At 39.0% G+C, this 25,285-nt stretch carries 24 protein-coding genes; 10 read left to right on the top strand and 14 right to left on the bottom strand.

Annotated elements, in window-relative coordinates; translation table 11 throughout:
* Positions 1 to 129 precede the first annotated feature (129 nt).
* On the top strand, positions 130 to 807 hold the full coding sequence (locus tag ACK1I8_RS00210) for a DUF4397 domain-containing protein (protein ID WP_293785427.1): 678 nt from the start codon (positions 130 to 132) through the stop codon (positions 805 to 807).
* A gap of 170 nt (positions 808 to 977) precedes the next feature.
* Here the strand turns inward: ACK1I8_RS00210 and ACK1I8_RS00205 are convergent, their stop codons facing one another.
* The 3 genes from ACK1I8_RS00205 to ACK1I8_RS00195 all read right to left on the bottom strand — a co-directional run bounded on the left by ACK1I8_RS00205 (position 978) and on the right by ACK1I8_RS00195 (position 3,737).
* A complete protein-coding gene (locus tag ACK1I8_RS00205) occupies positions 978 to 2,096 on the bottom strand; it encodes a Gfo/Idh/MocA family protein (protein ID WP_412467424.1) in 1,119 nt (372 codons plus the stop codon).
* A gap of 165 nt (positions 2,097 to 2,261) precedes the next feature.
* A complete protein-coding gene (locus tag ACK1I8_RS00200; protein ID WP_412467423.1) occupies positions 2,262 to 3,131 on the bottom strand; it encodes a helix-turn-helix transcriptional regulator in 870 nt (289 codons plus the stop codon).
* A 117-nt stretch (positions 3,132 to 3,248) separates the two neighbouring features.
* Positions 3,249 to 3,737: a hypothetical protein gene (locus ACK1I8_RS00195; RefSeq protein WP_412467422.1), complete on the bottom strand. Its 489-nt coding sequence runs from the start codon at positions 3,735 to 3,737 to the stop codon at positions 3,249 to 3,251.
* Positions 3,738 to 4,009: 272 nt separating this feature from the next.
* Here ACK1I8_RS00195 and ACK1I8_RS00190 point away from each other — a divergent pair, with 272 nt between their 5' ends.
* The 5 genes from ACK1I8_RS00190 (at position 4,010) to ACK1I8_RS00170 (ending at position 7,456) form a co-directional block, all read left to right on the top strand.
* On the top strand, positions 4,010 to 4,660 hold the full coding sequence (locus ACK1I8_RS00190; protein WP_412467421.1) for a suppressor of fused domain protein: 651 nt from the start codon (positions 4,010 to 4,012) through the stop codon (positions 4,658 to 4,660).
* 302 nt (positions 4,661 to 4,962) lie between these two features.
* Entirely contained in the window at positions 4,963 to 6,078 is a 1,116-nt protein-coding gene (locus ACK1I8_RS00185; protein WP_412467420.1) for an acyltransferase family protein, read from the top strand.
* Between the two features lie 250 nt (positions 6,079 to 6,328).
* The gene (locus ACK1I8_RS00180) at positions 6,329 to 6,580 is read left to right on the top strand and encodes a hypothetical protein (protein WP_412467419.1); all 252 of its coding nucleotides are present in this window, start codon (positions 6,329 to 6,331) and stop codon (positions 6,578 to 6,580) included.
* 146 nt (positions 6,581 to 6,726) lie between these two features.
* Positions 6,727 to 6,903: a quinol oxidase subunit 4 gene (locus ACK1I8_RS00175; protein WP_412467418.1), complete on the top strand. Its 177-nt coding sequence runs from the start codon at positions 6,727 to 6,729 to the stop codon at positions 6,901 to 6,903.
* A gap of 94 nt (positions 6,904 to 6,997) precedes the next feature.
* Positions 6,998 to 7,456, top strand: a complete 459-nt coding sequence (locus tag ACK1I8_RS00170) for a DinB family protein (RefSeq protein ID WP_412467417.1) — start codon at positions 6,998 to 7,000, stop codon at positions 7,454 to 7,456.
* A 118-nt stretch (positions 7,457 to 7,574) separates the two neighbouring features.
* Here ACK1I8_RS00170 and ACK1I8_RS00165 read toward each other — a convergent pair whose 3' ends face one another.
* From ACK1I8_RS00165 to kdpF, 9 genes are all read right to left on the bottom strand, one after another.
* Positions 7,575 to 8,543, bottom strand: coding sequence for a helix-turn-helix transcriptional regulator (locus ACK1I8_RS00165; protein ID WP_412467416.1), 969 nt, complete (start codon positions 8,541 to 8,543; stop codon positions 7,575 to 7,577).
* 269 nt (positions 8,544 to 8,812) lie between these two features.
* A complete protein-coding gene (locus ACK1I8_RS00160) occupies positions 8,813 to 9,190 on the bottom strand; it encodes a hypothetical protein (protein WP_412467415.1) in 378 nt (125 codons plus the stop codon).
* Positions 9,191 to 9,243: 53 nt separating this feature from the next.
* Complete coding sequence (locus ACK1I8_RS00155) at positions 9,244 to 10,374, bottom strand: sensor protein KdpD (protein ID WP_412467414.1); 1,131 nt, start codon at positions 10,372 to 10,374, stop codon at positions 9,244 to 9,246.
* A 5-nt stretch (positions 10,375 to 10,379) separates the two neighbouring features.
* Entirely contained in the window at positions 10,380 to 10,628 is a 249-nt protein-coding gene (locus ACK1I8_RS00150; RefSeq protein WP_412467413.1) for a hypothetical protein, read from the bottom strand.
* A gap of 137 nt (positions 10,629 to 10,765) precedes the next feature.
* Positions 10,766 to 11,836, bottom strand: a complete 1,071-nt coding sequence (locus ACK1I8_RS00145; RefSeq protein WP_412467412.1) for a porin — start codon at positions 11,834 to 11,836, stop codon at positions 10,766 to 10,768.
* A 215-nt stretch (positions 11,837 to 12,051) separates the two neighbouring features.
* Entirely contained in the window at positions 12,052 to 12,612 is a 561-nt protein-coding gene (locus ACK1I8_RS00140; protein WP_412467411.1) for a K(+)-transporting ATPase subunit C, read from the bottom strand.
* Positions 12,613 to 12,692: 80 nt separating this feature from the next.
* The gene (kdpB, locus tag ACK1I8_RS00135) at positions 12,693 to 14,717 is read right to left on the bottom strand and encodes a potassium-transporting ATPase subunit KdpB (RefSeq protein WP_412467410.1); all 2,025 of its coding nucleotides are present in this window, start codon (positions 14,715 to 14,717) and stop codon (positions 12,693 to 12,695) included.
* An 87-nt stretch (positions 14,718 to 14,804) separates the two neighbouring features.
* A complete protein-coding gene (kdpA, locus tag ACK1I8_RS00130; RefSeq protein WP_412467409.1) occupies positions 14,805 to 16,517 on the bottom strand; it encodes a potassium-transporting ATPase subunit KdpA in 1,713 nt (570 codons plus the stop codon).
* A gap of 38 nt (positions 16,518 to 16,555) precedes the next feature.
* A complete protein-coding gene (gene kdpF, locus ACK1I8_RS00125) occupies positions 16,556 to 16,633 on the bottom strand; it encodes a K(+)-transporting ATPase subunit F (RefSeq protein WP_133575248.1) in 78 nt (25 codons plus the stop codon).
* A 422-nt stretch (positions 16,634 to 17,055) separates the two neighbouring features.
* Between kdpF and ACK1I8_RS00120 the strand changes: the two genes are divergently transcribed.
* A complete protein-coding gene (locus ACK1I8_RS00120) occupies positions 17,056 to 19,632 on the top strand; it encodes an alpha-L-arabinofuranosidase C-terminal domain-containing protein (RefSeq protein ID WP_412467408.1) in 2,577 nt (858 codons plus the stop codon).
* Positions 19,633 to 19,730: 98 nt separating this feature from the next.
* On the opposite strand, the gene ACK1I8_RS00115 is transcribed toward ACK1I8_RS00120, so the two are convergent.
* Positions 19,731 to 20,699: a phosphatidylinositol-specific phospholipase C gene (locus ACK1I8_RS00115; RefSeq protein WP_412467407.1), complete on the bottom strand. Its 969-nt coding sequence runs from the start codon at positions 20,697 to 20,699 to the stop codon at positions 19,731 to 19,733.
* A gap of 172 nt (positions 20,700 to 20,871) precedes the next feature.
* On the opposite strand from ACK1I8_RS00115, the gene ACK1I8_RS00110 reads away from it, so the two are divergent.
* The 3 genes from ACK1I8_RS00110 to ACK1I8_RS00100 are packed head-to-tail and all read left to right on the top strand — an operon-like array spanning position 20,872 to position 23,766.
* Positions 20,872 to 22,059 (top strand): glycosyltransferase family 87 protein, encoded by a 1,188-nt coding sequence (locus tag ACK1I8_RS00110; protein ID WP_412467406.1) that lies wholly within the window; start codon positions 20,872 to 20,874, stop codon positions 22,057 to 22,059.
* Positions 22,052 to 22,984, top strand: a complete 933-nt coding sequence (locus ACK1I8_RS00105; RefSeq protein WP_412467405.1) for a glycosyltransferase family 2 protein — start codon at positions 22,052 to 22,054, stop codon at positions 22,982 to 22,984. The genes ACK1I8_RS00110 and ACK1I8_RS00105 overlap by 8 nt, the downstream gene beginning before the upstream one ends.
* A 2-nt stretch (positions 22,985 to 22,986) precedes the next feature.
* Positions 22,987 to 23,766, top strand: a complete 780-nt coding sequence (locus ACK1I8_RS00100; RefSeq protein WP_412467404.1) for a polysaccharide deacetylase family protein — start codon at positions 22,987 to 22,989, stop codon at positions 23,764 to 23,766.
* Positions 23,767 to 23,863: 97 nt separating this feature from the next.
* On the opposite strand, the gene ACK1I8_RS00095 is transcribed toward ACK1I8_RS00100, so the two are convergent.
* Complete coding sequence (locus ACK1I8_RS00095; protein WP_412469337.1) at positions 23,864 to 25,123, bottom strand: IS4 family transposase; 1,260 nt, start codon at positions 25,121 to 25,123, stop codon at positions 23,864 to 23,866.
* Positions 25,124 to 25,285 lie beyond the last annotated feature (162 nt).

Raw genomic sequence — 25,285 nt, 5'->3', positions numbered from 1 at the left:
GAGAAAAACATTTGAAAACAGCAAAAATTCAATAAAATACTGATTTACAGCAACTTAAATAAAAAACAGGTTTTTCCGATAAAATAAAGGCATTTTTTTTGAAAAGGTTCAAACATTAATCAATAAATTATGAAACTTAAAACTAATTCTTTAATCACCAGGGTTGCGGTAGCCGCAGCGGTGGTTCTTTCAATCTCATCTTGTAAGAAAGACGGCAACAATGATCTAAATGCTAATGCCAGAATATCATTTGTAAATACCGTAGAGGGATCAGCAGCACAGGATGCCTATATTAATGATGCTAAGGTGAATGCATCTGCAATAGCCTATTCTAACACTGCAACAGATATTTCTACCGCAGCAGGGAATAAAACCATTGCCTTTAAAAATTCAGGATCTGCTACGGTAACTGCATCTGCCAGTGTGAATGCAAGTGAAAATTCTTCACAAACTGCTTTTTTAGTAAAACAAGCTGATGGTACAATGGCAATCAATACTTACGCCAATGACGATAATACCGTAAGTGGCAAAGCAAAAGTTCGTTTTATCAACGTAGCGCCGATGTTAAGCAGCACCATTAATGTGACAACATCAACCGGTACCAGCATCCTTTCTGCTTTAGCTTTTAAAGCGGCTTCAGCTTATCAAACAATTGATGCCAATACCAGCTTGAATGTTAACATGTCTGGTTCACTGGAAACCACAACCATTGCAGGTTCAGAGTTACAAGCCGGAAAAATATATACCGTTTGGTTCGATAGCTCAACAACCACAAAAGCAAGATACCATATCATTGTTCAGAAATAAGAAAAGCGGCCCAGGCCGCTTTTTTTTTATGATATACCTTTAATTTGGTTTCAGAGAATAAAATTTATTGTGTAAGTGGCTTTTGGATTCTCCTATAGCTTAAAAGTCTGCCTTATCGCCGTCAAGGTCAATTTTTGGATAAAATTCCATTACCCATTTAAAGCCATGGCTTAAACCGTTAACTTGATCTTTTTTCCTGTTTTTACAGCTTCATAAATGGCATCAATAATTTTGAGGTCTTTCAAACCTTCCTCACCGTTTACAGGAACTACAGGCTTTTTATCCTCAAAAATAATGTCGGCCATTTCATCCATCTGTACCGTTTGATGCGTGGTTATCGGCTGCGTAAGTTCACCCTGGTGTGTTCTGCCTTTGATCGGGCCATAACCGGTAGAAGGTTGCATTTCTGCAAATCCCTTATCGCCACTCATGAAAAACCTATCCAGGTGGTTGATGTTATAGCTGGATAAGCAGGAGGCTACCGCGCCGCTGGGGAAACCCAATTGAAATTGTATAGTTTCATCTACACCTTCTTTAAACTTTACCGGGTCGGTCTTAGTTTCCTGAGCGGTTACCCAAATTGGCTCTTCGCCTACCATATATCTTGCTCCGTTAATTGCATAAATTCCAATATCCATCATTGATCCGCCACCCGCAAGCGCTTTGTTTAATCGCCACTGTGTAGGATCGCCTATTTTAAAACCACATTGCCCCTGGAAAAACATGATCTTACCAAAATCGCCTGCATTCCGCATTCGGATCACCTCCAGCGTGCGTGGCTCAAAATGCATTCTGTAACCAATCAGTAACTTCACATTTGCCTTTTTACAGGCAGCTATCATTTCTTGCCCCTCATTAGCATTCAATGCCATCGGTTTTTCGCATATGGCATGTTTTCCGGCTTTTGCTATACGAATAACCTGATCATGGTGAAGGGCATTTGGCGTAGTCACATAAATGGCATCTATATCCGGGTTGTTTTTTACCTGATCGAAGTTGCCGTAGTGATAACAATTCTTTTCGGGGATGTTGTACTTCGTTTGCCAATCTTTAACTTTTGAAGGTGTACCGCTAATTACACCAACCAGTTTCGCCCTGGTACAGGCTTTCATCGCCTCCGCTACCCTGGTGCCGTATCCGCCTAAACCCATAATGGCCACCCTGAGTACCCTGCCTTCGTACGGCTGCCCAATCTGATCAGGAGTATCAGCAAATGCAGCTATTGAACTTAATTGCAGCATCAATGCTGATGCACCCATTTTTTGTAGAAAGTCTCTTCTGGTATTCATATTCGTTATATAGTTATGTACCCTACCCAGCAAAATCATTAAGAAATAGATGTTATCACCAAACTCCTACCTAATACATTGATTTACTTTATGATAGGTAACACCAGATGATTACATTTAGTTTTAAAGATATGATTTGAGAATGTTTTGCTTCCCTACCCCATCCTACTTCCTGGCTACGCGCAAATATACAATACCTCTGCCTGAACGGAACTCACTCGGGGTACACTGATATTTATCCCGAAAGCTTTTGGTAAAATTTGCCAGAACGTTAAAACCACAATTAAAAGCAATGTCTGTAATTCTTTCGTTCGAAATGAGCAGCAATTCTGCAGCCTTTTCTAGTCTTTTGGTTTTGATATAATTAGCGGGCGTACTGTTGTAATGCCTGGCAAATTCGCGTTTAAAAGAAGAAATGCTTAAATTATGTAACTGAGCCAGCTCATTCATACTAATTTGGGCAAATAGGTTCGCCTCCACAACTTGTTTAAACGTGTAGGCAGCAGGCGAAAACAACTGTGCAAATATGGTTCGTACTGCCTGGACATTTGGTGTTTGGGCCAGGAGCAGGATAATTTCCTTCAGTTTTAGAACCAGTATATCCTCATTAACCAAAGCCGGATGCTGAAAATAAAACAACAGCCCTTCGATATATTTTTCGATTAAAAAATTGCTATTTAACAGCTCCACACTTTTGTTAGAAATTATGGCGGACTGCAATATTAACGGCAATTCGCGGTCGTAAATCCGTTTTAAAATATCGGGATGAAAATTAACGACCATGATTTCGTTAATGCCTGCAGCATTAAGACTGCTAATGGTTTTGCCGGCCTGGATACAATTCAGAAACAAAGCGTGTTTATGCGGTATATTTACCCTGTCTTCATCACGGTGGTACTGCATTTCACCCTGTAACATGTACAAAAAGCAGGCATTATCTGAAATGGGAAAATCGAAGGTAAAGGGTGCCATTATCCTGATGTTCTGCACCATAGATTTACCAAACAAGTCGTATTTTTTATGGTCAATGATCATATTAAAAACCTTCAGCTATAAAAATAGAAAAACTAATGCATGGTTTGGCTTTTCTGCTCCCTGCAGTAGCTGATCTGATGTAAAAATTTCCGTTATCCTGAAATCATAAACTTTGACTTATCTTATCTTAAACACATTTCGTTGTTTAATGTACTGATAGATGGAACCAGCAATAAATGCGATGAAGAGTACCAGCAACGTTTTAGCGATGATAGGATCAGTTGGATTTTTAGCCAGCGGATGGCCAAGCGGAACCCGGGTGAAGGTCTCATTCACGGTGGGTACGAGTGACAGAAAAAAACTGAAAGAAAGTAAAAAATTCTCGGTATAACGCGCTTTCTCACTGGCACTTCGTTTTACCGAAAGCCAGAAAGCCACCAACACTAAAACAAAAATAAACACCGAAAAAATATGCCCGGGATTAAAGCCCCCGTGTTTGGAGATTCCCAATGCAGTTAAAGCCGTAACAGTAGTGGTGTAGCAGTATATTTTACCGCTCATCTGCGTTAAATCAATTTTACCAAAGCGTACAAACGAAATAATTGCCGCTGCAATGGCTATGATACCAATGATGGTATGAAAAATGCCTAAACCTGATAGTCCCATAGTCTTTTTAGTTGAGTATGTAATTGTTATTTACAAAAGTGGCTATAGTCAGGTTAAGGGATTTTGTTAATTCGTTCAATTAATTGGCAATCTGGTTCAAAAAATGATTGGTGGTAATATTAATAAATTCCTTTGCTAATAAACAATACTTATAACTTCATTTTGGTGCAAGTTTTATCCTTGCGTTCCTATTATTAATCAAATAAAATTCACCCTGATCGATTAATATTGACAATTTAGATGCTATATATATTTAAATTTGATAGCCTATTATGAAAGACCAAGACAACATACCAGATTCAGTTGAAATAATCGACAAACACCTTGATCAATTCTTTAACTCTGAGGAAATTTTGGTACTACATGAAAAGGAATCCGAAATTATTCATTCAGACGTTTTTATTGTGAAACCGGCAGAGAACAGACGGTATAATCTAATACTCACCTGTGGAATGAGCGCACTACCGATGAGTGTACCTCACGATCTTGACAATTTAAAATTTGCAGAAATAACAATGTTATTACCACCCGATTGGAATCTTATCTATGATGACCTTGCTCACGAAAACAATTATTGGCCATTTAGAGCATTAAAGCAACTTTCTAAGTATCCACATTTAAACAACACCTGGTTTGGTTATGGCCATACCATACCTCTAGATAGTACGAAAAAAGTTAATCATAATTTCCATAGTATAATTTTACTTGAATCGATTACACTTCCCAGCGATTTTACTTACATCGAAACAAATGAAAAAAAAGTGTATTTTTATTCAGCAATACCAATTTATAAAGAAGAACTTGAGTACACTTTAGAGAATGGAACAAATAAGTTAATAGAGCTATTTCAAAAATATAATATTAAAGAAATCGTAGACATAAACAGAGTAAATGTTTGTAAAGACATAAAAGTTGTCTTTTAAAAGAGGCTTACTCGGATCAGCTATAAACAAAATCCATTATTTAAACTTAACAGGCATTAAGACCAGAAGGATCAGATAAAGAGAGAAAAGGAATACAAAGTTTTTCACCAAGGGTGAATGTAATGATTTAAGTTTTTAATTTACAAAGCTTGTTTTTTACTAATCGCTATCCTTTCTTGATTATGAAAAAATGTTGATCTCTTCAAGTGGATTCAATACGTTACGTATCATTATAGATGCAAAGCGATGCGCTAAGGAATGTTGGTTATTTTTATGGCTTGCAATTTTTTTCAAGCCCTTAAATGAATACCAACCTTAATACAGAGTTGTCCACTAAACCGCATTATCCAATATTAGATGGCCTTCGTGGTGTTGCTGCTATAATTGTCGTTACCTTTCATTTAACCGAACCGCTTGGAACCGGTCATTTTGATATTCTGGTTAACCATGGCTATCTCGCAGTTGATTTTTTCTTTTTATTATCGGGGTTTGTAATAGGCTATGCTTATGATGACCGATGGAACAACATGAGTATAAACGGTTTTTTCAAACGCCGGATCATTCGTCTTCATCCCATGGTGATTTTGGGAATGACCCTGGGCGCTATCGGATTTTACTTTACAGATTCTACCATATGGCCACTCATTCACACCGTACCGCTTTGGAAGATGTTACTGGTACTGCTGATCGGTTATACCATTCTGCCTATTCCATTATCACTTGACATACGGGGCTGGCAAGAAATGCATCCCCTGAACAGTGTGGGCTGGTCGTTATTTTTTGAATACATCGCCAATATTCTCTATGCGGTTTGGATCAGAAAATTTTCTAAAACAACATTAAGTATCTTAGTTGTTATCGCAGCCATTTCGTTGGCCCATCTCGCGATTACTTACGGAGATGTAAGTGGTGGCTGGACACTGAACCTAGAACAGGTACGTATTGGTTTTACCCGGACCTTATACCCTTTCTTTGCTGGTTTATTACTCTCACGTATGACGAAGCCCATCAAAATTAAAAATGCTTTTTTATGGTGCAGCCTTTTAATCTCCCTGGCACTTTATATGCCCCGCATTGGTGGAACGGAACATCTTTGGATGAATGGCTTATATGAATCGGTATGCATTATTATCGTTTTTCCTCTTATTGTGTACCTTGGTGCAAGTGGCGTGTTGCAAACAAAATCGGAACGCAGGATATGCAAATTTCTGGGTGATATATCCTACCCGCTTTATCTGGTGCATTATCCTTTTGTTTATTTTTATGTGGCCTGGATCAGTAACCACAAAGGCACTACCCTTGTACAGGCCTGGCCATATGCTTTAATCATTTTAACAGGCAGTATCGTTTTGGCTTATGCCGTATTGAAATGGTATGATGAACCGGTGCGCAAATGGTTGCAGAAAAAGCTTGCCTGAAAATTGGTTTAAGTTTTAAAGAATTTATCAGAAGCCGGTTTAAGCCAGATGCAGGAGCTTGGCCGATACTAAGCGTAACCAAATATTGAAAATGCTTTAAAGCATGTCATTAAGCCGTCAGGTAAGCTATTGATCAGGGATTTCAAAACCGGACAACATAATTACACACAATTCCTGCCGTATAAATGCCACCCGTTATTTATATTTGAATTGACAAGGACTAATGAAATACTGAACTAAAAAACCAAAAATGAAGCAAAAAAAACTATCTGAATTAACCGACGGGGAATTGTTGCAGGCAGCAAAAAAAAAGAAATCAACAGCGATAACCAACGCCGTATTAATTGGCTTTCTGGCTGGCATTATATTTTTTAGCGTGGCTAAAAATACTTTAGGCTTCTTAACGCTCATCCCTTTGTTTTTAATCTATAAATTGGTTAATAATTCTAAATATGATAACAGCGAATTAGAAGACTTGTTAAAAGAAAGAGGGCTGAAATAAATAGATGGAGAAATTAAACCGCATATCTTGATCATATCCTGAAAGCTTTTAGCCCATAATGAGAGTTTGATGTTAGATACCTCTCTGTATAGTGACAATAAGCTTGACACTGCTAAACCTCCATTTGGCACAATTATCGCTTCAGTATGATGATGAAAAAGATATATCTTATAGTAACCTTATCGGTAATGCTGCTTTCCAGTGCCTGTTATAGCACAAGAACAGCCGGCAACAGCGGAAAAGTTCCTCCAGGGCAGGCTAAAAAAGGTACGGCTTCCAAATCGGCCAGACCATTTGCTCCAGGGCAACAAAAAAGAAATTAAAAATGAACATTTAATCCTTTTTGAGTGACAGGCTGTTGTCATAAGCTGGTTCTAGTTTTGTTCTATTAAATAATATAACAAAATGTCAGCAGCTATGATCACTAAAAGCGAACTACTTCAGCATTGGTTAGGCCACAGAAAACTAACCCGAAAAACTATTGAAAAATTTCCGGAAAAAGAATTATTCGAATTTTCCATTGGTGGAATGAGACCTTTTTCAGCATTAATTAAAGAGTTATTATCGATTGATGTTCCGGGTTTAAAGGAAATGATAACGAAAGAAATCACACCTTTTAGTCATGATCTTCCCTTATATACCAAGGAAGAGCTACTCACAAAATGGGATGAGGATACTACAAAAATCGGAGAATACTTTAATCAAATCAATGAGGGCCAGCTTCATGAAACCATTAAGTTATTTGGAATGTATGAGTTTACCATCATCAGTCACCTCTTATATTTCATCGATAACGAAATACACCATCGTGGCCAGGGTTTTGTGTATTTGAGGGCATTGGGTATCGAACCTCCATTTTTTTGGGATAGGTATTAAATAAAAAATGGTATCATAATATAAAATTGTCATCCTGAGCTTGTCGAAGGACTTCTTTAAGATGTTTAATAAAGTGTTTCGACAGGCTCAACGTGACAAATTCTAAGCGAATTATAATTTATGAGATAGCCTTTTTGTTTTTTATCCTTTTTAAACCGGATTCCATAATCTCTACCAGCTCGTTATTTAAATGGGCTGGTTTTATAATTTCAGCTATATCAACAAATTTAATAAACCAGCGTACAAAAGAAACAACAGGAAGCGAACAGTCGAAATACATTAAAACAAAATCTTCTGAAATTTCCTCTCCTGTAAAGCCGAAAATCTGGCGGTCCCAGTATAAAAAATTGGCGTATTTCCGGTCTACCCTGATTTCGATTTTCGTTATGGTTTCAGATAAGCCTTTATTACGGAACTCATGAATGGGTGGATGCGAAATGGTAAAGGTATCTTCTAATACGGAAACTTTTTTAATTCTGTCCAACCTAAAATTGCGGTAATCTTTCCTTAAATGGCAATAGGCTAAAAGATACCAGAACCCATGTTCGTAAAATATACCTATGGGTTCTACAGACCTGCCGACTGTGTTAATATCGCCACTTTTAAGGTAACCGATGTGGGTTATCTTTTTCTTTAAAGTGCTATTGAGCAATACATCGATAATGTTGGGCAGGTAATCATTGGATTTTAAATCATTTTTAAGATGTATGGTATCTTCCAAATGCAGGAAATCTCTTTTTTGATGTACCTGAAATGAGCTTTTTATTTTAATCAGTGCCGCATCGAAATGTTTTTTAACAAATTCGGTTTCATGTTTCTGCATCACTTTTTCAGCAACCATTAAACTGAGAATTTCTTCCTGACTGAACCTGGATGGCTGTAACCTAAAACCTTCCATAATCGAATAACCACTTCCGGATTCATTTACGATTGGAATGCCGGCCATTTCCAGGGCTTTTAAATCCCGGTAAATTGTCCTTAAACTAATTTCGAAACGCTTTTGTAATTCATCAGCAGTAACTACAGATTTGGATTGCAACAGAAAAAATAGCTGTAGTATCCGGTCAAACCTTTTAGTAATATCCATTCATTAAAAATGCAGTTTTAATTTCACAGTTAATTTAATTGTTCGTTCCCTGGCACGAAACAAATTAATTAAACTGCAATGCAAATTTAATAAACGTGGTGACAGCCTTGTGGCAATGGCAACTTAACCTTTTATAAATTTAGCTAAATTATAAAAGAATTATATAATGTAGAGGTTGGATTAAAGACAATAGCGATTTCTATTCTTTTAATCAAAACAACAACTAAATCGTAGATTAATGCATCTTTGGGCTAATGAATTAAGCGATACTACTGATTAATCGTCATTTTTGCTGCTTTAAGTTGCGTAGCCAGCAATACTCCGCCAAGTGCCGCTGTTAGGAAAATACCCTCGCAAATCCATAATGGTTTTTTCTTTGTAAAACCCTTGTAAAAAGTATGGGCAGCTATTACACCAAGGCCTACAAACTCAATATTGCGCTGCACTTTTTTAGATGCGTCTTTATTTTTGATTAAAGCAATGCGCAACAGCTCATCTATTAAACTGATATTTTTGGAAACACCTTTCCTGATCTGCCTTTTACTTGCCGGAGCACCTAATTTCTTTGCCGCACTTTGTAAACCGGTAGTCGTAATCTCATTAATCAAACGTGTTTTCGTATCATTTTTTTCCATATCGCTTTTCATAGGTTCTATTATTTTAACCCCACACAAAAGATATAGTTTTGATAATTTTTTTTTTATGATAAAATCACCAGATCAATATCCTTCATGGCCAGATTTTTTAACAGCCCATTAAACACCGCAGTACGTAAAATCACCTGAAAAATGTTAAGATGAGGCTTGCCGATACAGATGGTCGTAATTTCCTTTTCGGCAGCAGTATCGATGATGGTTTTGGTAATGGCATTGCTTTTTATTTTAATCACTTCGGCACCCAGTTCGGTAGCCAGTTTAAAATGGTTGATCAGGTGGCGTTGCTTATCCAATTTAATGCGTTCCATACTTTCACTATCGCTCTGCACATAAAGCACCATCCATGGCGATCGGTAGTAAGAAGCCAGCCTTGCTGTTTTCCGGATCACTACTCCTGCAGTTTCGGCATTTGAAGAAATACAGGCCAAAAAACGTTCGGGCCTGAGTTTAACCGATCTGGGAATTTCAGTCTGTATTTTTCGTTCTACCTGATGCACTACTTCTTTTAAGGCTAACTCTCGCAGCTGAAGAATTTTATCTGATTGGAAAAAATTACCCAATGCCCTTTCGATTTTTGATTGATCATAAATCTTGCCTTCTTTAAGGCGGGCAACCAATTCGTCGGCCGTAAGGTCGATATTTACAATTTCATCAGCGATCTCCAATATCTTATCCGGGATCCGTTCAGTAATAGCAATACCTGTAATCTGCTCAATTTCTTCTTTAATGCTTTCCAGATGTTGGATATTTACTGCAGAAATTACGCTGATCCCGGATTCGAGCAGATCAAAAACATCCTGCCAGCGCTTGGTATTTTTACTGCCTTCGGCGTTGGTGTGCGCAAGTTCGTCTACAACCACAATTTCGGGATGGCGGTTTATAATACCCTTGAGATCCATTTCCTCTATTTCCTTACCCCGGTAAAAGATTTTCCGTCGTGGAACAATTGGAATACCGGCAACAAGCGCTTCTGTTTCTACCCTTTTATGGGTTTCCACATAGCCGATGCAAACATCTATCCCATTCCGCAGCAAAGCATGCGATTCCTGAAGCATACGGTAAGTTTTGCCCACACCCGCACTCATGCCAATGTAGATTTTGAGCTTTCCACGCCTGGATTTTTTAACCAGATCTAAAAAATGCCTGACCGATTCTTCTTTTTGTTCTTCTTCCATCGTATTTACCAGGTAACATTCATGATCCCTTTTTCTATTAATGCCGTAATGGCAATAATCATAACTAACATTAATAATACCATCATAAATTTAAAAGAAATCTGATGATGAAGCAGTTTAAGGTATGTTTCTGTAGCATAGCTTTTTTTAGTAACTCCAGATCGTTTCCTTTTTAACGAACTTAATTTTCTCATCATTAACATCCCCATCAATGCTAAAAACAGGCTGAATAAAATTTCTATATAGGGATGCATTGTATTATTTTAGAATACTTTTAAAAGAGTGGTCGTGATCTAGACTGGAGTGCAACGGAATGGAGAGATCTTCGGATTAAGTTAAAAGATTTCTCGACTGCGCTTCGCTCCGCTCGAAATGACGAAAACTGGGGAGATTAAAACGATACCGCAATGCTTGCCGTTAAACTTGCATTGCCATTAACGGCGGCGCCATCTCTTCCAAATATTTTGTCTTCGCTATCGTAGACTTTTCCTTCCAACCTTACAACAGCATTAGCTATTGGCGAATAATCGAGATTTAAAGAATAACCTTTGGTTTTAAAACCTTGTGGTGTACCTGTGACAATAAAAATTCCGTTTTTATCTTCATAATATTCGAACCTTCCGGCAATAGCCCATTTCGGTGCAAATTTGTATTGGGCAATAGCTACCGGAGAAATGACTTCGTTTTTATCACGGCTGTCTTTTTGTTTTTGTTGCGTGCCGTAATCAAATCCCAGGGTTACACCAAATTTATCGGTTAGCTGAAAAATACCATAAACATTGTGGTAAAAACGATTAACCCTAACCGAATCTGCACCTTCTGTACCAAGATAATTACTGTAGTTTACCGTAATTTTATCTGTCGGTTTCCAGCTAAGCTGAAGTCCACCGGCAGGTTTATTATTTCCATTCTGGCGGGTAATGCGCTGCCATCCGTTTAAGTACAATGCGCTGGCCGTAAATTTACCATCTTTGGTACCATAAGTAATTTTTGCACCTGATTCATAGTATGGTGTATTTTCTGAAGAAATATTCCTGGTAAGCACCCAGCAATCTTTCGAAACTGCACTCTCGAAACCGATATGCGAAGAAAAGATTCCGGCATCAATCCAAAGGTTTTCTGTTTTGGATAATTTTACCCCTGCATTGGCCTCCAGGATATTTTTTAAAACGCCAGGCTCAGCAGCCAGGTTGGCATTGGCATAGGTCCCTGCCATTACCGCCAAATTAGCCCTGATCATTCCGCTATCATAGGCAGCCCTGATAAAACCAAGGTTTAAGTTTACTTCGTTGGTGCGGTTATGCGAATAAATAAACCCGGGACGGTTATGGTCTGCAGGTTTATTAAAATCATATCCATAATAGGCTTCAAGGTAACCCGTTAATTTAATTTTAGGTTCTTCCTGTGCTTTTGCAATAAATACTGTAGTAAGTGTAGCGGCAAGTAATAGTATTTTTTTCATTTTATCTGATTGTTGATATTGGGCAAAGCCTAATGCCCAGGTGAGTTGGCACCAGAACAGAAAGCATTACCATTGTTATTGTTTTGGGAAATTGTTTACTTAAATAGGCAATCGTCCTCTCGACTGGAGTGCAACGGAATGGAGAGATCTTTAAACGGGTGATTGTTAGATCTCTCCACTATGGTTGAGATGACGAAACTTTTTAGAACCATTAATTAAAGCGCATCAAGGGCAAGGTTTAATTTCAGCACATTTACCGATGAAGGGCCGAATACCCCCATAAATGGTTTAAGCGTATTCATGGCCACCAGTTCTTTTACCTTTTTCACATCGATTTTACGGGCTGCGGCAACCCTTTCAATCTGGATAGCAGCACCTTGCTCAGAAATATTTGGGTCAAGTCCGCTTCCCGATGCAGTAACCATATCGGCAGGGATATCTGATTTGTTAATCCCCGGATTATACTTCAATAAAGTATCAATCCGTGACTGCACTTCTTTCAGATAATCCGGATTGGATGGCCCCTTATTAGAACCTCCAGAACCTGCTGCATTATAAGCCACAGCAGATGGCCTTCCCCAGAAATATTGAGGTTTGGTAAACGACTGACCCAATAAGGCGTATCCTACTGTTTTACCGTTTTTGGTGATTTTTTCTCCACCACCGTTTCCTTTAGACATTTTGCCGATAAAGGCTACACTAATGGGATATACTACGCATAACAATACCAACAGGACCAATGTTAAGCGGATAGATTGAATAATGTACTTTTTCATTTTTGTTTTTTTAAATTTTAATTCGGGATCTTTAATCGCTTGCATTACGATTCACTGCTACGCGGGGTTGAGGCAAATTTTTACACAAATAATCCGACTAATAAATCAACTACTTTAATCCCTATAAACGGAACTAGCACACCACCGATACCATATATAAACAGGTTTCTGCGTAATAAAGCGGTTGCGCCAATCGGTTTATAAGCCACACCTTTTAAGGCCAGCGGAATCAGGATCGGAATAATGATGGCGTTAAAAATTACTGCCGACATAATGGCCGATTCTGGTGAATGCAGCCCCATAATGTTCAGGCTTTGCAAGGCAGGAATAGATGCGATAAACAGGGCTGGAACGATTGCAAAATATTTGGCCACATCATTCGCGATCGAAAAAGTGGTTAATGTACCACGGGTAATCAACAATTGTTTTCCGATCTCTACAATCTCGATCAGTTTGGTTGGGTCGTTATCCAGATCGACCATGTTTCCTGCTTCTTTTGCGGCCTGTGTTCCACTGTTCATGGCTACACCCACATCTGCCTGAGCCAGCGCAGGGGCATCATTCGTTCCATCCCCCATCATGGCTACCAGTTTGCCAAGACTTTGTTCATCTTTAATGTAATTCATTTTATCCTCTGGCTTGGCTTCTGCGATAAAATCATCAACACCCGCTTTCTCTGCGATGTATTTAGCAGTTAATGGGTTATCTCCCGTCACCATTACCGTTTTCACACCCATTTTCCTTAAACGCTCAAAACGTTCGCTGATGCCGGGCTTAATGATATCCTGTAATTCTATTACGCCAAGTGCTTTTTCATTTTCAGCCACCACCAAAGGTGTTCCGCCGTTGGTAGCAATGGTTTTTACATGGTCTTCAATATCAGAAGGAAAATGATTTCCTGCTTTCTGTACCATACTTCTGATCGAATCGAAAGCGCCTTTTCTGATCCTTTTTCCATCAGCAGTATCCAATCCACTCGAACGGGTTTCGGCGGTAAATTTGATAAATGTAGATCCTTCTGGCGTTCCCTGGATTTCACCCCCCTGTTCGGCGGCCAGTTCGATAATTGATTTTCCTTCCGGAGTTTCATCCGCCAGAGAACTTAGTACACAGGCATCAGTAAAAGATTTAATGTTTATGCCTGCTGTAGGATAAAAATTAGTGGCTTTACGGTTACCAATGGTAATGGTTCCTGTTTTATCTAACAGCAGTACATCGATATCACCTGCTGTTTCTACCGCTTTACCCGATTTGGTAATGACGTTTGCCCTTAAAGCCCTGTCCATCCCCGCGATACCAATGGCAGATAAAAGCCCGCCGATAGTGGTCGGGATCAGACATACAAAAAGCGAAATCAGCGCCGCAACGGTGATCGGTGTATTGGCATAATCGGCAAAAGGTTTCAAGGTTACACATACAATGATGAATACCAGGGTGAAACTGGCCAGGAGAATCGTTAAAGCAATCTCATTTGGTGTTTTCTGACGTGATGCACCTTCAACCAAAGCGATCATCTTATCTAAAAAACTTTCTCCCGGAGCTGTACTTACCCGAACTTTAATTTCATCAGATAAAACTTTTGTTCCGCCGGTTACCGAAGATTTATCTCCTCCTGACTCGCGGATTACCGGAGCAGACTCACCGGTAATGGCCGATTCGTCAATTGTAGCAATACCTTCAATAATCTCTCCATCCGTTGGAATTGTATCACCTGCTTCGCAAATAAACACATCTCCTTTTTTTAACTGGTTGGATGAACGGATTTCTATGGTACCATTCAGGAGTACTTTTGCAGGCGTTTCTTCTCTCGTTTTACGAAGGCTGTCGGCCTGTGCCTTACCTCTTGCCTCTGCAATGGCTTCGGCAAAGTTTGCAAACAGAACTGTGAGCAATAACACCAAAAAGATGAAGAAGTTGTACAAGGGCGATCCTTGTCCGGTATGGCTGAAAGAGTATATCGTAACATAAGCCATTATCAGCGTTCCGATTTCTACGGTAAACATCACCGGGTTGCGTACCATTGCCCTTGGATCAAGCTTAATGAAGGATTGTTTTAGCGCGGCCTGCACCAGGGCAGGTTCGAACAATTTATTATTGGGTTTCATATTAGTTATTTATGTGTAAATGGAAGATGTCGGATGGATGATGAAGGATTAAATTCCAATTTCCATCATCCATCTTACCTTTCCATCCTAGTGAGTAAAGTATTCTGCCAACGGGCCTAAAGCCAGGGCAGGGAAATAAGAAAGTGCATTTAAAACGATAATTACCGCAAAAGTCATCAGCGCAAAGGTTTTGGTATCTGTTTTAAGTGTGCCGGCCGACTCAGGGATGAATTTCTTAGCTCCCAATAAACCAGCAATGGCAACCGGACCGATAATCGGTAAGAAACGGCCTAAGAAAATCACGATACCGGTAGATAGGTTCCAGAAGATATTGTTATCGCCCAATCCTTCAAATCCCGAACCGTTGTTGGCATTTGAAGAAGTCATTTCGTACAGCATTTCAGAGAATCCGTGGAAACCAGGATTATTGAGCCAGTTTTTAGGCTGAACCGCCCATGCAGCATTACCATGATTGGTGAAGATATAACTCGCCACCGCTGTTCCGGCTAGGATCAAAAACGGACTCAATAAGGTAATAATGGCCGCAATCTTGATTTCTCTGGCTTCTACCTTATGGCCAAGAAACTCCGGCGTTCTGCCCACCATCAGTCCTGAAATAAATACAGCAATGATCAGGTAGATAAAATAGTTCAATAAACCTACACCACAGCCTCCGTAAAATGAGTTGATCATCATGGCCAGTAATTCACATAACCCGGTTAAAGGCATAGTACTATCATGCATACCATTTACCGATCCGGTAGAAATTACGGTGGTCAATGTACTCCAATAAGCAGTAGCTGCCGGACCGAAACGTACTTCTTTACCTTCCATGGCGCCTGTAGTTTGGGCAATACCCATTTTGGCCAGCGCCGGGTTTCCGCCAATTTCTGAACTTAAGGTGGGTAGAAGCAGCATGAACAAACCAATGGTCATTACCCCGAAAATGGTCCAGGCGAGTTTTTTCCTTCTGATAAAATAACCGAAGGCCATAATCATGGCTAAAGGAATAATGGTTTGCGCAATGATTTCCACCATATTAGTGAAATAGCTGGGGTTTTCAAAAGGATGTGCCGAATTGGCGCCAAAGTATCCCCCTCCATTTGTACCTAAATGTTTAATCGCAATCATTTGAGCAGCTGGCCCTCTCGAAACATTAACGGTATCACCTTGGACAGAAATAAATTTATCTTTACCCTCATAACTGGCAGGTGTACCATTAAAAGTTAAGATCAAGGCCATTACAAAAGATAATGGCAATAATAAACGGGTAATGGATTTCACAAAAAATTCCCAGAAATTGCCAAGCTCGGTTGTCGTTTTATCTCTAAATGCTTTAAAAAGAACAACTGCAGCAGCAATACCTGTTGCCGCACTTACAAACTGAAGAAACATCAACACGTACTGTTGGGTAAGGTAACTTACGCCACTCTCGCCCGAATAGTGCTGGAGATTACAGTTGGCAACAAAACTGATAATAGTGTTAAAAGCAAGGTCAGGTGTCATCCCAGGATTTCCATCCGGATTGAACGGAAGCTTATCCTGAAAAATAAGCACAAAAAACCCATAAAATAACCATATAATATTAATGGTAAGCAGTGCTTTTAACTGCTGTTTCCAGTTCATCTGTTCTTTGATATTAATGCCGGAAAGCTTATAAATGCCAGTTTCCAATGGTTTTAAAAAATCTGTCCAGACTTTTTCTCCTGCAAAAACCCTGGCCAGGTATTTACCTAAAGGTATGGCGATAACCAAAGTGAGCAGAAATGTGGCAATAATGCCTGTTAATTCAGTATTCATTTTTTAATTTGTTAATGCGCTATTGAAAGTGCTAAGGATTAAAATTTTTCGGGTTTGATCAGCACGTAGATCATATAGATGAATACGGCGACGGCGATTATAAATAATGCGATCATAGTGTTAGATTTTCTCGAACCAGTTTATTGATTTGTAAGTAGCCCAGCAGAGCAGTGCCAGGATTAAAAAGAGTAATATTGTCATGATTGTAATGATTTTACAAGCCAGAGCCAACTCTTATACCACAAAAGACATCAATAAAATAAATAACTGATAAACAGAACCTTAAAAGATAATCATTTATTTTACCCATAAGCAGACATCAAAAAACCCTTCCATTTTGGAAAGGTTTTTTTCATATTGGTAGCTGTTACAAGCGCTTACCAGATTATTTATGATTAAGCAACAGATAATAATCGTTATAATGACGATTATTATTTAAATTAGAAAAAAAATTCTAACCAAAATCATCATTCCTTATAAAGCCTGAATAGTTTTGTTGTTGATGCTTTATTGAATTTTAAGACTAATTTTAACAGAAATGGAAAGAAAATTCTGGCTTTTTGCCGCATTGATCTTCATGGCAACAAATGTATTGGCCATGAATAAAAAAACAGCCAACGAACCCGATTCGGCCTATTTATTTGCCTACAATGTAAACGGCCTTTGTTTTGCCTGGAGTTTGGATAAACAGAACTGGACGCCAATAGGGAATAATCATACTTTTTTACAAAGCGATTATGGCCGATGGGGAAGCGAAAAAAAAATGATAACGCCTTTTCTTACCCGGGGTAAAAACGGACTATGGGTTTGTATATGGAGTTTAAATGACCGTACACTACAGTTTGCCACCTCAAGTTCGAAAGATCTTGTAAGTTGGAATCCGCAAAACTATCCTTATGTAAACAAAGGTAAAAATGTACTGCGCCCGATTATGGAGTACGACAGCAAATCGGATGAGTATACCGTAACTTATTCGGATGCCAATGGAAAATATTTCCAGACCAAAAGCAATGATTTAATCAATTACGGTCCCGTTAAAGAAGTTCCTGCTTCAACCTACCTCAATGGGAATACATCAGTTAATATGCCCCATACTGGTAATGGCCAGGTACACCGTTTGCCATGGAAAGTTATTTTGGGTTTGAAAAAAGCTTATGAACTAAAAGACTATAAAAATAAACAGAGCGGAGAAACGACTAAAGATGATGCGCAGCGTTTTGCAGGGCTTAAAAATGTGGAGGCAAAAATAACTTTCCAACCTGATCAAGCAAAAGCGATCAGCAATATGCTAACAGGCGTATTTTTCGAAGATTTAAATTATGCAGCTGATGGCGGATTGTATGCGGAGCTGATTCAGAACCGGGATTTTGAATACCACCCACGTGATAAAGAATATCACGACCACAACTGGAATAGCAGTTATGCCTGGATACTAAAAGGCGAGCGCGCGACTATGAAAATAGATTCTATTTCGCCCATTCATCCCAATAATGCACACTACGCCGTTTTGGATATTCCTGTTGCCGGGGCATCCATCCTTAATGGCGGTTTTGATGGAATAGCACTAAAAAAAGGCAAAACCTATGATTTTTCGTTATCGGCGAAGTTACTGAATGTAAAAAAAATGAACCTTGAAGTCAGGCTGGTAGATGATAAACAAGCGATTTTAGCTCAATCGAGCGTAAACGTTACTTCAAGCAGCTGGAAAACAACAGCCTTGAGTTTAGTACCTGCTGCAGATGCAACCCATGCAAAACTCGAAATCGTAATGGCTAATCCAGGGCGCATTGCAATTGATATGGTTTCGTTATTCCCCAAAAACACATTTAAAGGCAGGAAAAATGGCTTAAGGGCAGATCTGGCGCAAACCATTGGCGATATACACCCTCGTTTTGTACGTTTTCCGGGAGGTTGCCTTGCACATGGAGATGGCATTGCCAACATTTACAAATGGAAAAACTCAATCGGGCCCTTAGCTGCCCGCAAACCGGACCGAAACCTTTGGGGCTATCATCAAACCATGGGACTTGGTTATTATGAGTATTTTCAGTTCTGCGAAGATATTGGTGCGGCACCCGTTCCGGTGGTAGCTGCTGGTGTACCTTGCCAGAATTCGGGCACTGGCGGCGGTGGCCAACAGGGCGGCATACCAATGAGCGAAATGGGGCAATACATACAGGATATAGAAGATTTGATTGAATATGCCAATGGAGATGTAAAAACCGAATGGGGAAAGAAACGCGCTGAAGCAGGCCATCCAAAACCATTTAACCTGAAGTATATAGGCATTGGTAATGAAGACCAGATTACCGAAGTATTTAAACAACGTTTTACCCTGATCTATAATGCCCTGAAAAAATCACATCCCGAAATTACGGTTATCGGCACAGCAGGTCCTTTTTTCGAAGGAACTGATTATGAGGCCGGTTGGCAAATTGCATCAAACCTTAACGTTCCGATAATTGACGAACATTATTACCAATCGCCAGGTTGGTTTATCAATAATCAAAATTTTTACGACAGTTATGATCGCGCTAAATCTAAAGTTTATCTCGGCGAATATGCGGCAAGCTTACCAGGCGGTAACCGCACCAACCTGGAAACCTCGCTTTCCGAAGCATTGTATCTTCTTTCACTTGAACGCAATGGCGATGTGGTCAGTATGGCATCATACGCCCCGCTTCTTGCTAAAGAGGGGCATACGCAATGGAATCCAGACCTCATTTATTTTAACAATACGGAAGTAAAACCTACCATAGGCTATTTTGTACAGCAATTATACGGACAACATGCCGGAGATGAGTATATCCCTTCAATGGTAGCGCTTTCTTCAGACCAGGAAAACGTAAAGAAACGGATGGCCTGTTCGATGGTTAAGGATACAAAAACCGGAGATGTAATCGTTAAACTGATCAATCTACTTCCAGTAACGGTAAATACCTCGCTTGATTTCAATCAGCAACAGCTCGGAAAAAATGCCATTAAAACCATACTTTCTGGCAACCCAAGCGATAAAAAAGCTGTTCCTGTTATCACAAATATCAATGCCGAGGCAGCCAGGCAATTCGAGCTACCAGCTTATTCATTTACCGTTTTAAGGTTTAAAGCGAAGTAGTTACAATGTAAAATACTATTGAAATTAAGGATGCATAGTCTGATCAGACTGTGCATCCTTTTTAACTCATACTGAACCAATAAGTCTCTGCGTTAAGATTAGAAATTTGTATTGACAATTAATTGGCTTCTGCCCGAATCAACAAAATCAAGTGGGATAATACCAAATTTACCATGGGTATTACTGTTAAAAAAGGTTGTGATTTTTGGGTTTACCGAATTCGACACCGTAGTAATGCTTGGGATACTGAATACACCAGCTTTATAACCACTTGCGTAGTTCAGGTAAAGTTTATTCGAAGTATCATTTTTGGCTTCATTTAATAAGGTTTCGATTCTCGCCCACTTGGTATTTACGTCATTAACATTGTAAAAATCCTGAACCTTTAAATTTGCAGCAGCATTATTGATATCGAAAGTGGTATTATCCGCCCACGCAGTTGCATCAATTCCTTTTGGCGATGACCCGGAAAACCTCCTCAACAACCTGATTTTTCCACGGATACTGCCCAAAGTTGGAATGTTGTTTCCTAAATCCCATTTACCTGGGTTTTGCTGCACATAACTGTCGAATGTTTGCTCAAAAGAACGGCTATTGTTTGATGGGGTATGTTCTTCTTTTACGCTCATAATAATGGCTTCGGTAGGGTGACTGTTCAGGAAGTTGATACATGCATTCAGCACGTCATTAAAATTAAGATTTTGATAAATGGCGCCGTGATGAATGGCAAAAGCGTTGTCGATATGCCTGCAACGGATATCGAGGTAACGTACGCCTGCATTTAACTGATCGGCTATGCTCAGATTCTGACATTTAGCCGTGCCTGAAACGGGTTCGATGGTAGCGCCAGAATCGTGCGTACCTGGGATAGAAATGAGCGCTATGCTATTTTGATCGGCAAGTATGCTCATCCAGTTATTAAGCGAAAAACCTGATAAAGCCGCACTCGGATTTACATTTTCTTTAAGTTTTGGTCCGGAAAATTTTTCAGCCTCTTGTTCTTCTTTTTTACAGGCGCTGAAGGTTAGCACCAGGGCCACAAAAAGTGGCAGTTGTAGTTTTCTCATAGTTTTTTTAAGATTGATGATTTATTTGGTTCAGTTTACTAAAACTAGTAAAATGATTTACTAAATCGATATACCTTAAATAAATTCATAATTACTTAATATTGACTGACTAGTCCAAAGATCTATTTCGTATTGATGTAACGAAATAGTTATATTGCGGCATCAAAGTATAATGAAAATTTTTACAGAAAATAATCTCAGCAAACTCTCTTCATTACTTCTAAATAAGCAATGTGTATTTGCTGTTTATCTCCTACTGGCTTTAGTAGCTGGTTTCAAACAATATCACCATCATTCGTACAACAATTACCTGATTTTTAAATACGTATACTGGCATACTATTGATTTGCAGAACTTATACCATAATTACCCCGAGTATCAGGATAGTAACCATTATGGGCCCATATTTTCAATTTTCATAGCGCCTTTTGCCTTATTACCTGATGGATTGGGCTGTATACTTTGGAACATAGCCAACCTAGCGATATTACTTTGGGGAATTTACAGCCTGCCCATATCGCTTAACAAGCGAACAATAATCGCATGGATCTGTGCACATGAAACCCTGACCGCACTCTTCAGTTTCCAGTTTAACATTGCCCTAACAGGACTAATATTGCTCAGTTTCTCCTATCTTATTAAAAAGAAAGAAATACGATCTGCTTTTTTTATTGCCTGTGGCACCCTGGTAAAACTTTATGGAATTGTTGGACTGGCTTTTTTCTTTTTCACCAAAAATAAGTTAAAATTTATTTTAGGCTGTTTTATTGCATTTGCGGTGTTGATTGCCTTGCCGATGGCCATTTCCTCACCGGCATTTGTTCTGCAATCTTATAGCGATTGGTACCATTCTTTAGCGCATAAAAATAACTTAAATGCCTCATTAACATCTTTTCAGGATATTTCTTTAATGGGTATCGTGAGACGGATAACCGCTAATATCAACCTTCCGAATACCCCATTTTTGCTAGGTGGATTAATATTGTTTGGTTTGCCTTATATCCGTATCAATCAGTACAAAAATTTAGCTTTTAGATTAATGTTACTGGCTTCAACATTGATTTTCACGGTGATATTTAGTAGTGGCTCAGAATCGCCCACTTATATTATCGCTTTTGCAGGAGTGGCCATTTGGTTTATGGTACAGCAAAACCCTAAAAACGGGTGGATCATTGCCTTGTTTATTTTTGCGTTTATATTAACCAGCTTATCGCCAACCGATATTTTCCCGAGGTCGGTTAAAGAATTTATTCGTCTATATTCGCTTAAAGCCCTACCTTGCGTTATCATTTGGCTAACTATAATCTATCAAATGATGAAAGAAGATTTTGAGTCTTATCTGATTACCGATAATGAATAAATTAGTTTCTATAGTAATCCCTGCCTACAACGAAGCCGATAATATTTTTGTAATTGCCGAAAGTATTAAAAAAGTTTTTTCAACCATCAATTATGATTACGAAATTATACTGGTTGATGATGGAAGTGCCGATCATACGCTTGAAAAAATAAAGGATTATGCTTCAACGGCAAATAATATTTTTTTCCTTGAATTTTCTAAGAATTTTGGTCATCAATTGGCTGTTAAGGCGGGCATGGACCATGCTTTTGGCGATTGTGTAATTTCTATGGATTGCGATATGCAACATCCTCCGGAATTGATTCCGGAGATGATTGCAAAATGGGAAACCGGTTATGAAGTAGTTTACACCATCCGTGAAGATGATAAAAATTTATCTAAAGGTAAGAGAGGCTCATCAAGCTTATTTTACAAAGTATTAAACTGGCTTTCAGATATTGATTTAGAGCCTGGGGCGGCAGACTTCCGTCTCTTGGATCAGCGGGTGGTTAGTGTTTTCCGTAATTTTCACGAAAATGAACCATTTCTTCGCGGTCTGGTAAAGTGGCTGGGCTTTAAGCAATATGCTATTAAATATAATCCGGCAGCACGATTTTCGGGTAAAAGTAAATACACCCTCAAAAAAATGCTTAGGCTAGCCCTTCATGGTGTTACCTCTTTTAGCATCAAGCCACTCTACACAGCAGTTTATCTGGGTTTTATCCTCTCTTTTGCCTCCGTACTGTATGTGCCTTACATTATCTACGCATTCGTTAATCATGTGGAAGTATCCGGATGGGCATCAGTAATTATGACAATTGTCTTTTTTGGAGGTTTACAGCTCATTATTTTAGGCATTATAGGTATTTATGTGGGTAAAATGTTTATGCAATCCAAAAACCGCCCGAATTACATTATCCGTTCAACCAATATTCAACAAAAATAAAGATGGTATTGTTAAGTTTTGATATCGAAGAATTTGATATGCCTTTTGAGTATGGAAAAGATATCTCTTTTGAAGATCAGATTGCCATTTCGAAAGCAGGTACCATTGCCATTTTAGATATACTGGATAAATACAACGTAAAGGCTACTTTTTTCTGTACGGTTACCTTTGCCGAGCATATTCCTGATCTGATTAAACGGATTACTGAAACCGGGCACGAACTCGCCTCTCATGGTTATTATCATTCTGATTTTAAGCCAGAACACCTGCTTCAATCAAAACTGAGGCTAGAAGAACTCTCGGGCAAAGAAATTACCGGTTACCGCATGGCAAGGATGATGCCTGTTGATGAAAAGGAGATCGAGAAGGCCGGATATATTTACAATACCTCCATTAATCCAACTTATTTGCCCGGACGGTATAATAATTTCAATATTTCGCGAACGCATTTTATGAAAGACAACGTCCTGCAGATTCCCGCCTCCGTTAGCCCATTGATCCGTTTCCCGCTATTTTGGCTCTCTTTCCATAATCTGCCCTTAGGCATTTACAAAACTCTAGCCAGCTGGACCTATAAAAAAGATAAATACTTGAACATCTATTTTCATCCATGGGAATTTACCGATTTAAACGATTTTGAACGTTTTGGTTTCCCTGCTTATGTGAGGAAAAATACCGGTACAAAAATGATCGCGCGCATGGAGACACTTATCTCATGGATGAAAGCAAAAAAATACCCATTTGGTACCTTTCAGGAATTCATTAAAATCCTGTACATCTAATTTTTAAATAATTTGTTTTTGTTTGGCATTCAGGGCAGTTACCGAGTATTTAGCCCCCTGCCCGTTGCCGGCGGGCGGGCAATGTCGTTAAGTTAAGCTATATCCCTCTGTACATCAAAGGTTTTCTCTTTTCTTTATAGACCTTAATTCTTTTGAAGCTTCTATTGGATCTAACTATATCCGTGCAATTCTTTAATAACTTTAGGATTTTCTGGACCGAACAGACTATGTCGTTTCTGTAAAATATGTCAATCAAAAAGTCTTTAACTTTGGTTACTACCTGAGTTTTATTGATTTGTACGGCATGCTTGTGTCCTTTATCTTTTTGTCCGGCTTTTTCGATCTGCACTCCTATCATTGCTGAAATATTTAATAAAATTATCCTTGCATAAAAATCCTGTTGAATAGCATGTACCGTTCTCCCTGAAAAATATTCCATTTGTGCTACCTGTTTAATGCGCTTGTAACATTCTTCCACTCCCCATCTCATGTGGTATAGTTCTTTGATTGCTTGGACTGGGTATACATCTCTGTTACACAAACTGGTAAGTAGAACTTCCTGTTCACCATCAGGTAAATCTACCGATAGCAGCCTTAGCCCCTCAACTTTGGTCTGGAGGTTGTAGCTCCTCAATTTCCCGTATTCTTGCGAGGGACGCTTTTTTAGCTCAAAGTCAATATCTTTTTCTATGCTTGAATTTAGAGTTTCATGGGCAGTTTTCCATGCTGTACTCAACCTGAAACAAAAATCAAACCCCTCTTTCTTTAGGTAAGAAATTAGCCAAAGACTGGGATATCCCCGGTCAAAAACAAGAATATCAGTTTCACTATTTAAATTCTTCAAGTGATTTTTGGCCATCTCTTTCTCATCATCGTGCTGTGTATGGACAATCAGCGCGTCCAGGATAATATTATTGCAGACATCATAAGCAATTGATATCCTGGCACCTGCAGAAATAGTTTTGTTTTGATTCGAAAAGTTACCAAATTTCTCTATTAAGCATTTTTCGTTTGGCAGTACAAGAAAACTTCCATCAATAGCGACAACCCTCTTGCCCTTCCAGTTTCTTTGAGAAGGGCTATTGTTTTTAAAATAATCTAAAAGAGATTGGTTTAAACAGATGAAACTCTCTGGCCTTAATTTTTGCCGAGCCTGAGTAAACGCACTTTTAGAAAAGGTGGTGATTTCTGAACCTGTACCGGAAAGGGATTTGAAGAACCTGTCAAGTTCGGTTCGGACGGAGGCACGGCTAAAGCCCAGGATATTGACAACAAGGTCCTTAAAGGAAAACTTACGCTTCCTTGTAAAATCACTAGAAACAGTTTTAGAGGAGACTCTAAAATCTTCATTTTCAATGTGATTAATAGTGTGTAAAAAAAGCCCTTCTATAAACTGGAAAAAGTTCGCCTTCCTTTATAAGGGCTGACATAAAGATACTGGTTAAATCCTTTCTTTGCAATGTTTTTCCTTAACTTAACGACATTGGGCGGGCGGGCGAAACGGCATACCCGAAAGCGT

Origin of the sequence: Pedobacter sp. KLB.chiD, from assembly GCF_047040275.1 — a bacterium.
Taxonomy (GTDB): Bacteria; Bacteroidota; Bacteroidia; order Sphingobacteriales; family Sphingobacteriaceae; genus Pedobacter.
The sequence above is the reverse complement of the archived record's forward strand: the minus strand, read 5'-3'. Positions and strand labels throughout refer to the sequence as shown.

Bases quoted from the DNA above. Each gene is read 5' to 3' on its own strand.
- ACK1I8_RS00210 (WP_293785427.1), top strand. From the start codon at position 130: ATGAAACTTAAAACTAATTCTTTAATCACCAGGGTTGCGGTAGCCGCA.
- ACK1I8_RS00205 (WP_412467424.1), bottom strand. From the start codon at position 2,096: ATGAATACCAGAAGAGACTTTCTACAAAAAATGGGTGCATCAGCATTG.
- ACK1I8_RS00200 (WP_412467423.1), bottom strand. From the start codon at position 3,131: ATGATCATTGACCATAAAAAATACGACTTGTTTGGTAAATCTATGGTG.
- ACK1I8_RS00195 (WP_412467422.1), bottom strand. From the start codon at position 3,737: ATGGGACTATCAGGTTTAGGCATTTTTCATACCATCATTGGTATCATA.
- ACK1I8_RS00190 (WP_412467421.1), top strand. From the start codon at position 4,010: ATGAAAGACCAAGACAACATACCAGATTCAGTTGAAATAATCGACAAA.
- ACK1I8_RS00185 (WP_412467420.1), top strand. From the start codon at position 4,963: ATGAATACCAACCTTAATACAGAGTTGTCCACTAAACCGCATTATCCA.
- ACK1I8_RS00180 (WP_412467419.1), top strand. From the start codon at position 6,329: ATGAAGCAAAAAAAACTATCTGAATTAACCGACGGGGAATTGTTGCAG.
- ACK1I8_RS00175 (WP_412467418.1), top strand. From the start codon at position 6,727: ATGATGATGAAAAAGATATATCTTATAGTAACCTTATCGGTAATGCTG.
- ACK1I8_RS00170 (WP_412467417.1), top strand. From the start codon at position 6,998: ATGATCACTAAAAGCGAACTACTTCAGCATTGGTTAGGCCACAGAAAA.
- ACK1I8_RS00165 (WP_412467416.1), bottom strand. From the start codon at position 8,543: ATGGATATTACTAAAAGGTTTGACCGGATACTACAGCTATTTTTTCTG.
- ACK1I8_RS00160 (WP_412467415.1), bottom strand. From the start codon at position 9,190: ATGAAAAGCGATATGGAAAAAAATGATACGAAAACACGTTTGATTAAT.
- ACK1I8_RS00155 (WP_412467414.1), bottom strand. From the start codon at position 10,374: ATGGAAGAAGAACAAAAAGAAGAATCGGTCAGGCATTTTTTAGATCTG.
- ACK1I8_RS00150 (WP_412467413.1), bottom strand. From the start codon at position 10,628: ATGCATCCCTATATAGAAATTTTATTCAGCCTGTTTTTAGCATTGATG.
- ACK1I8_RS00145 (WP_412467412.1), bottom strand. From the start codon at position 11,836: ATGAAAAAAATACTATTACTTGCCGCTACACTTACTACAGTATTTATT.
- ACK1I8_RS00140 (WP_412467411.1), bottom strand. From the start codon at position 12,612: ATGAAAAAGTACATTATTCAATCTATCCGCTTAACATTGGTCCTGTTG.
- kdpB (WP_412467410.1), bottom strand. From the start codon at position 14,717: ATGAAACCCAATAATAAATTGTTCGAACCTGCCCTGGTGCAGGCCGCG.
- kdpA (WP_412467409.1), bottom strand. From the start codon at position 16,517: ATGAATACTGAATTAACAGGCATTATTGCCACATTTCTGCTCACTTTG.
- kdpF (WP_133575248.1), bottom strand. From the start codon at position 16,633: ATGATCGCATTATTTATAATCGCCGTCGCCGTATTCATCTATATGATC.
- ACK1I8_RS00120 (WP_412467408.1), top strand. From the start codon at position 17,056: ATGGAAAGAAAATTCTGGCTTTTTGCCGCATTGATCTTCATGGCAACA.
- ACK1I8_RS00115 (WP_412467407.1), bottom strand. From the start codon at position 20,699: ATGAGAAAACTACAACTGCCACTTTTTGTGGCCCTGGTGCTAACCTTC.
- ACK1I8_RS00110 (WP_412467406.1), top strand. From the start codon at position 20,872: ATGAAAATTTTTACAGAAAATAATCTCAGCAAACTCTCTTCATTACTT.
- ACK1I8_RS00105 (WP_412467405.1), top strand. From the start codon at position 22,052: ATGAATAAATTAGTTTCTATAGTAATCCCTGCCTACAACGAAGCCGAT.
- ACK1I8_RS00100 (WP_412467404.1), top strand. From the start codon at position 22,987: ATGGTATTGTTAAGTTTTGATATCGAAGAATTTGATATGCCTTTTGAG.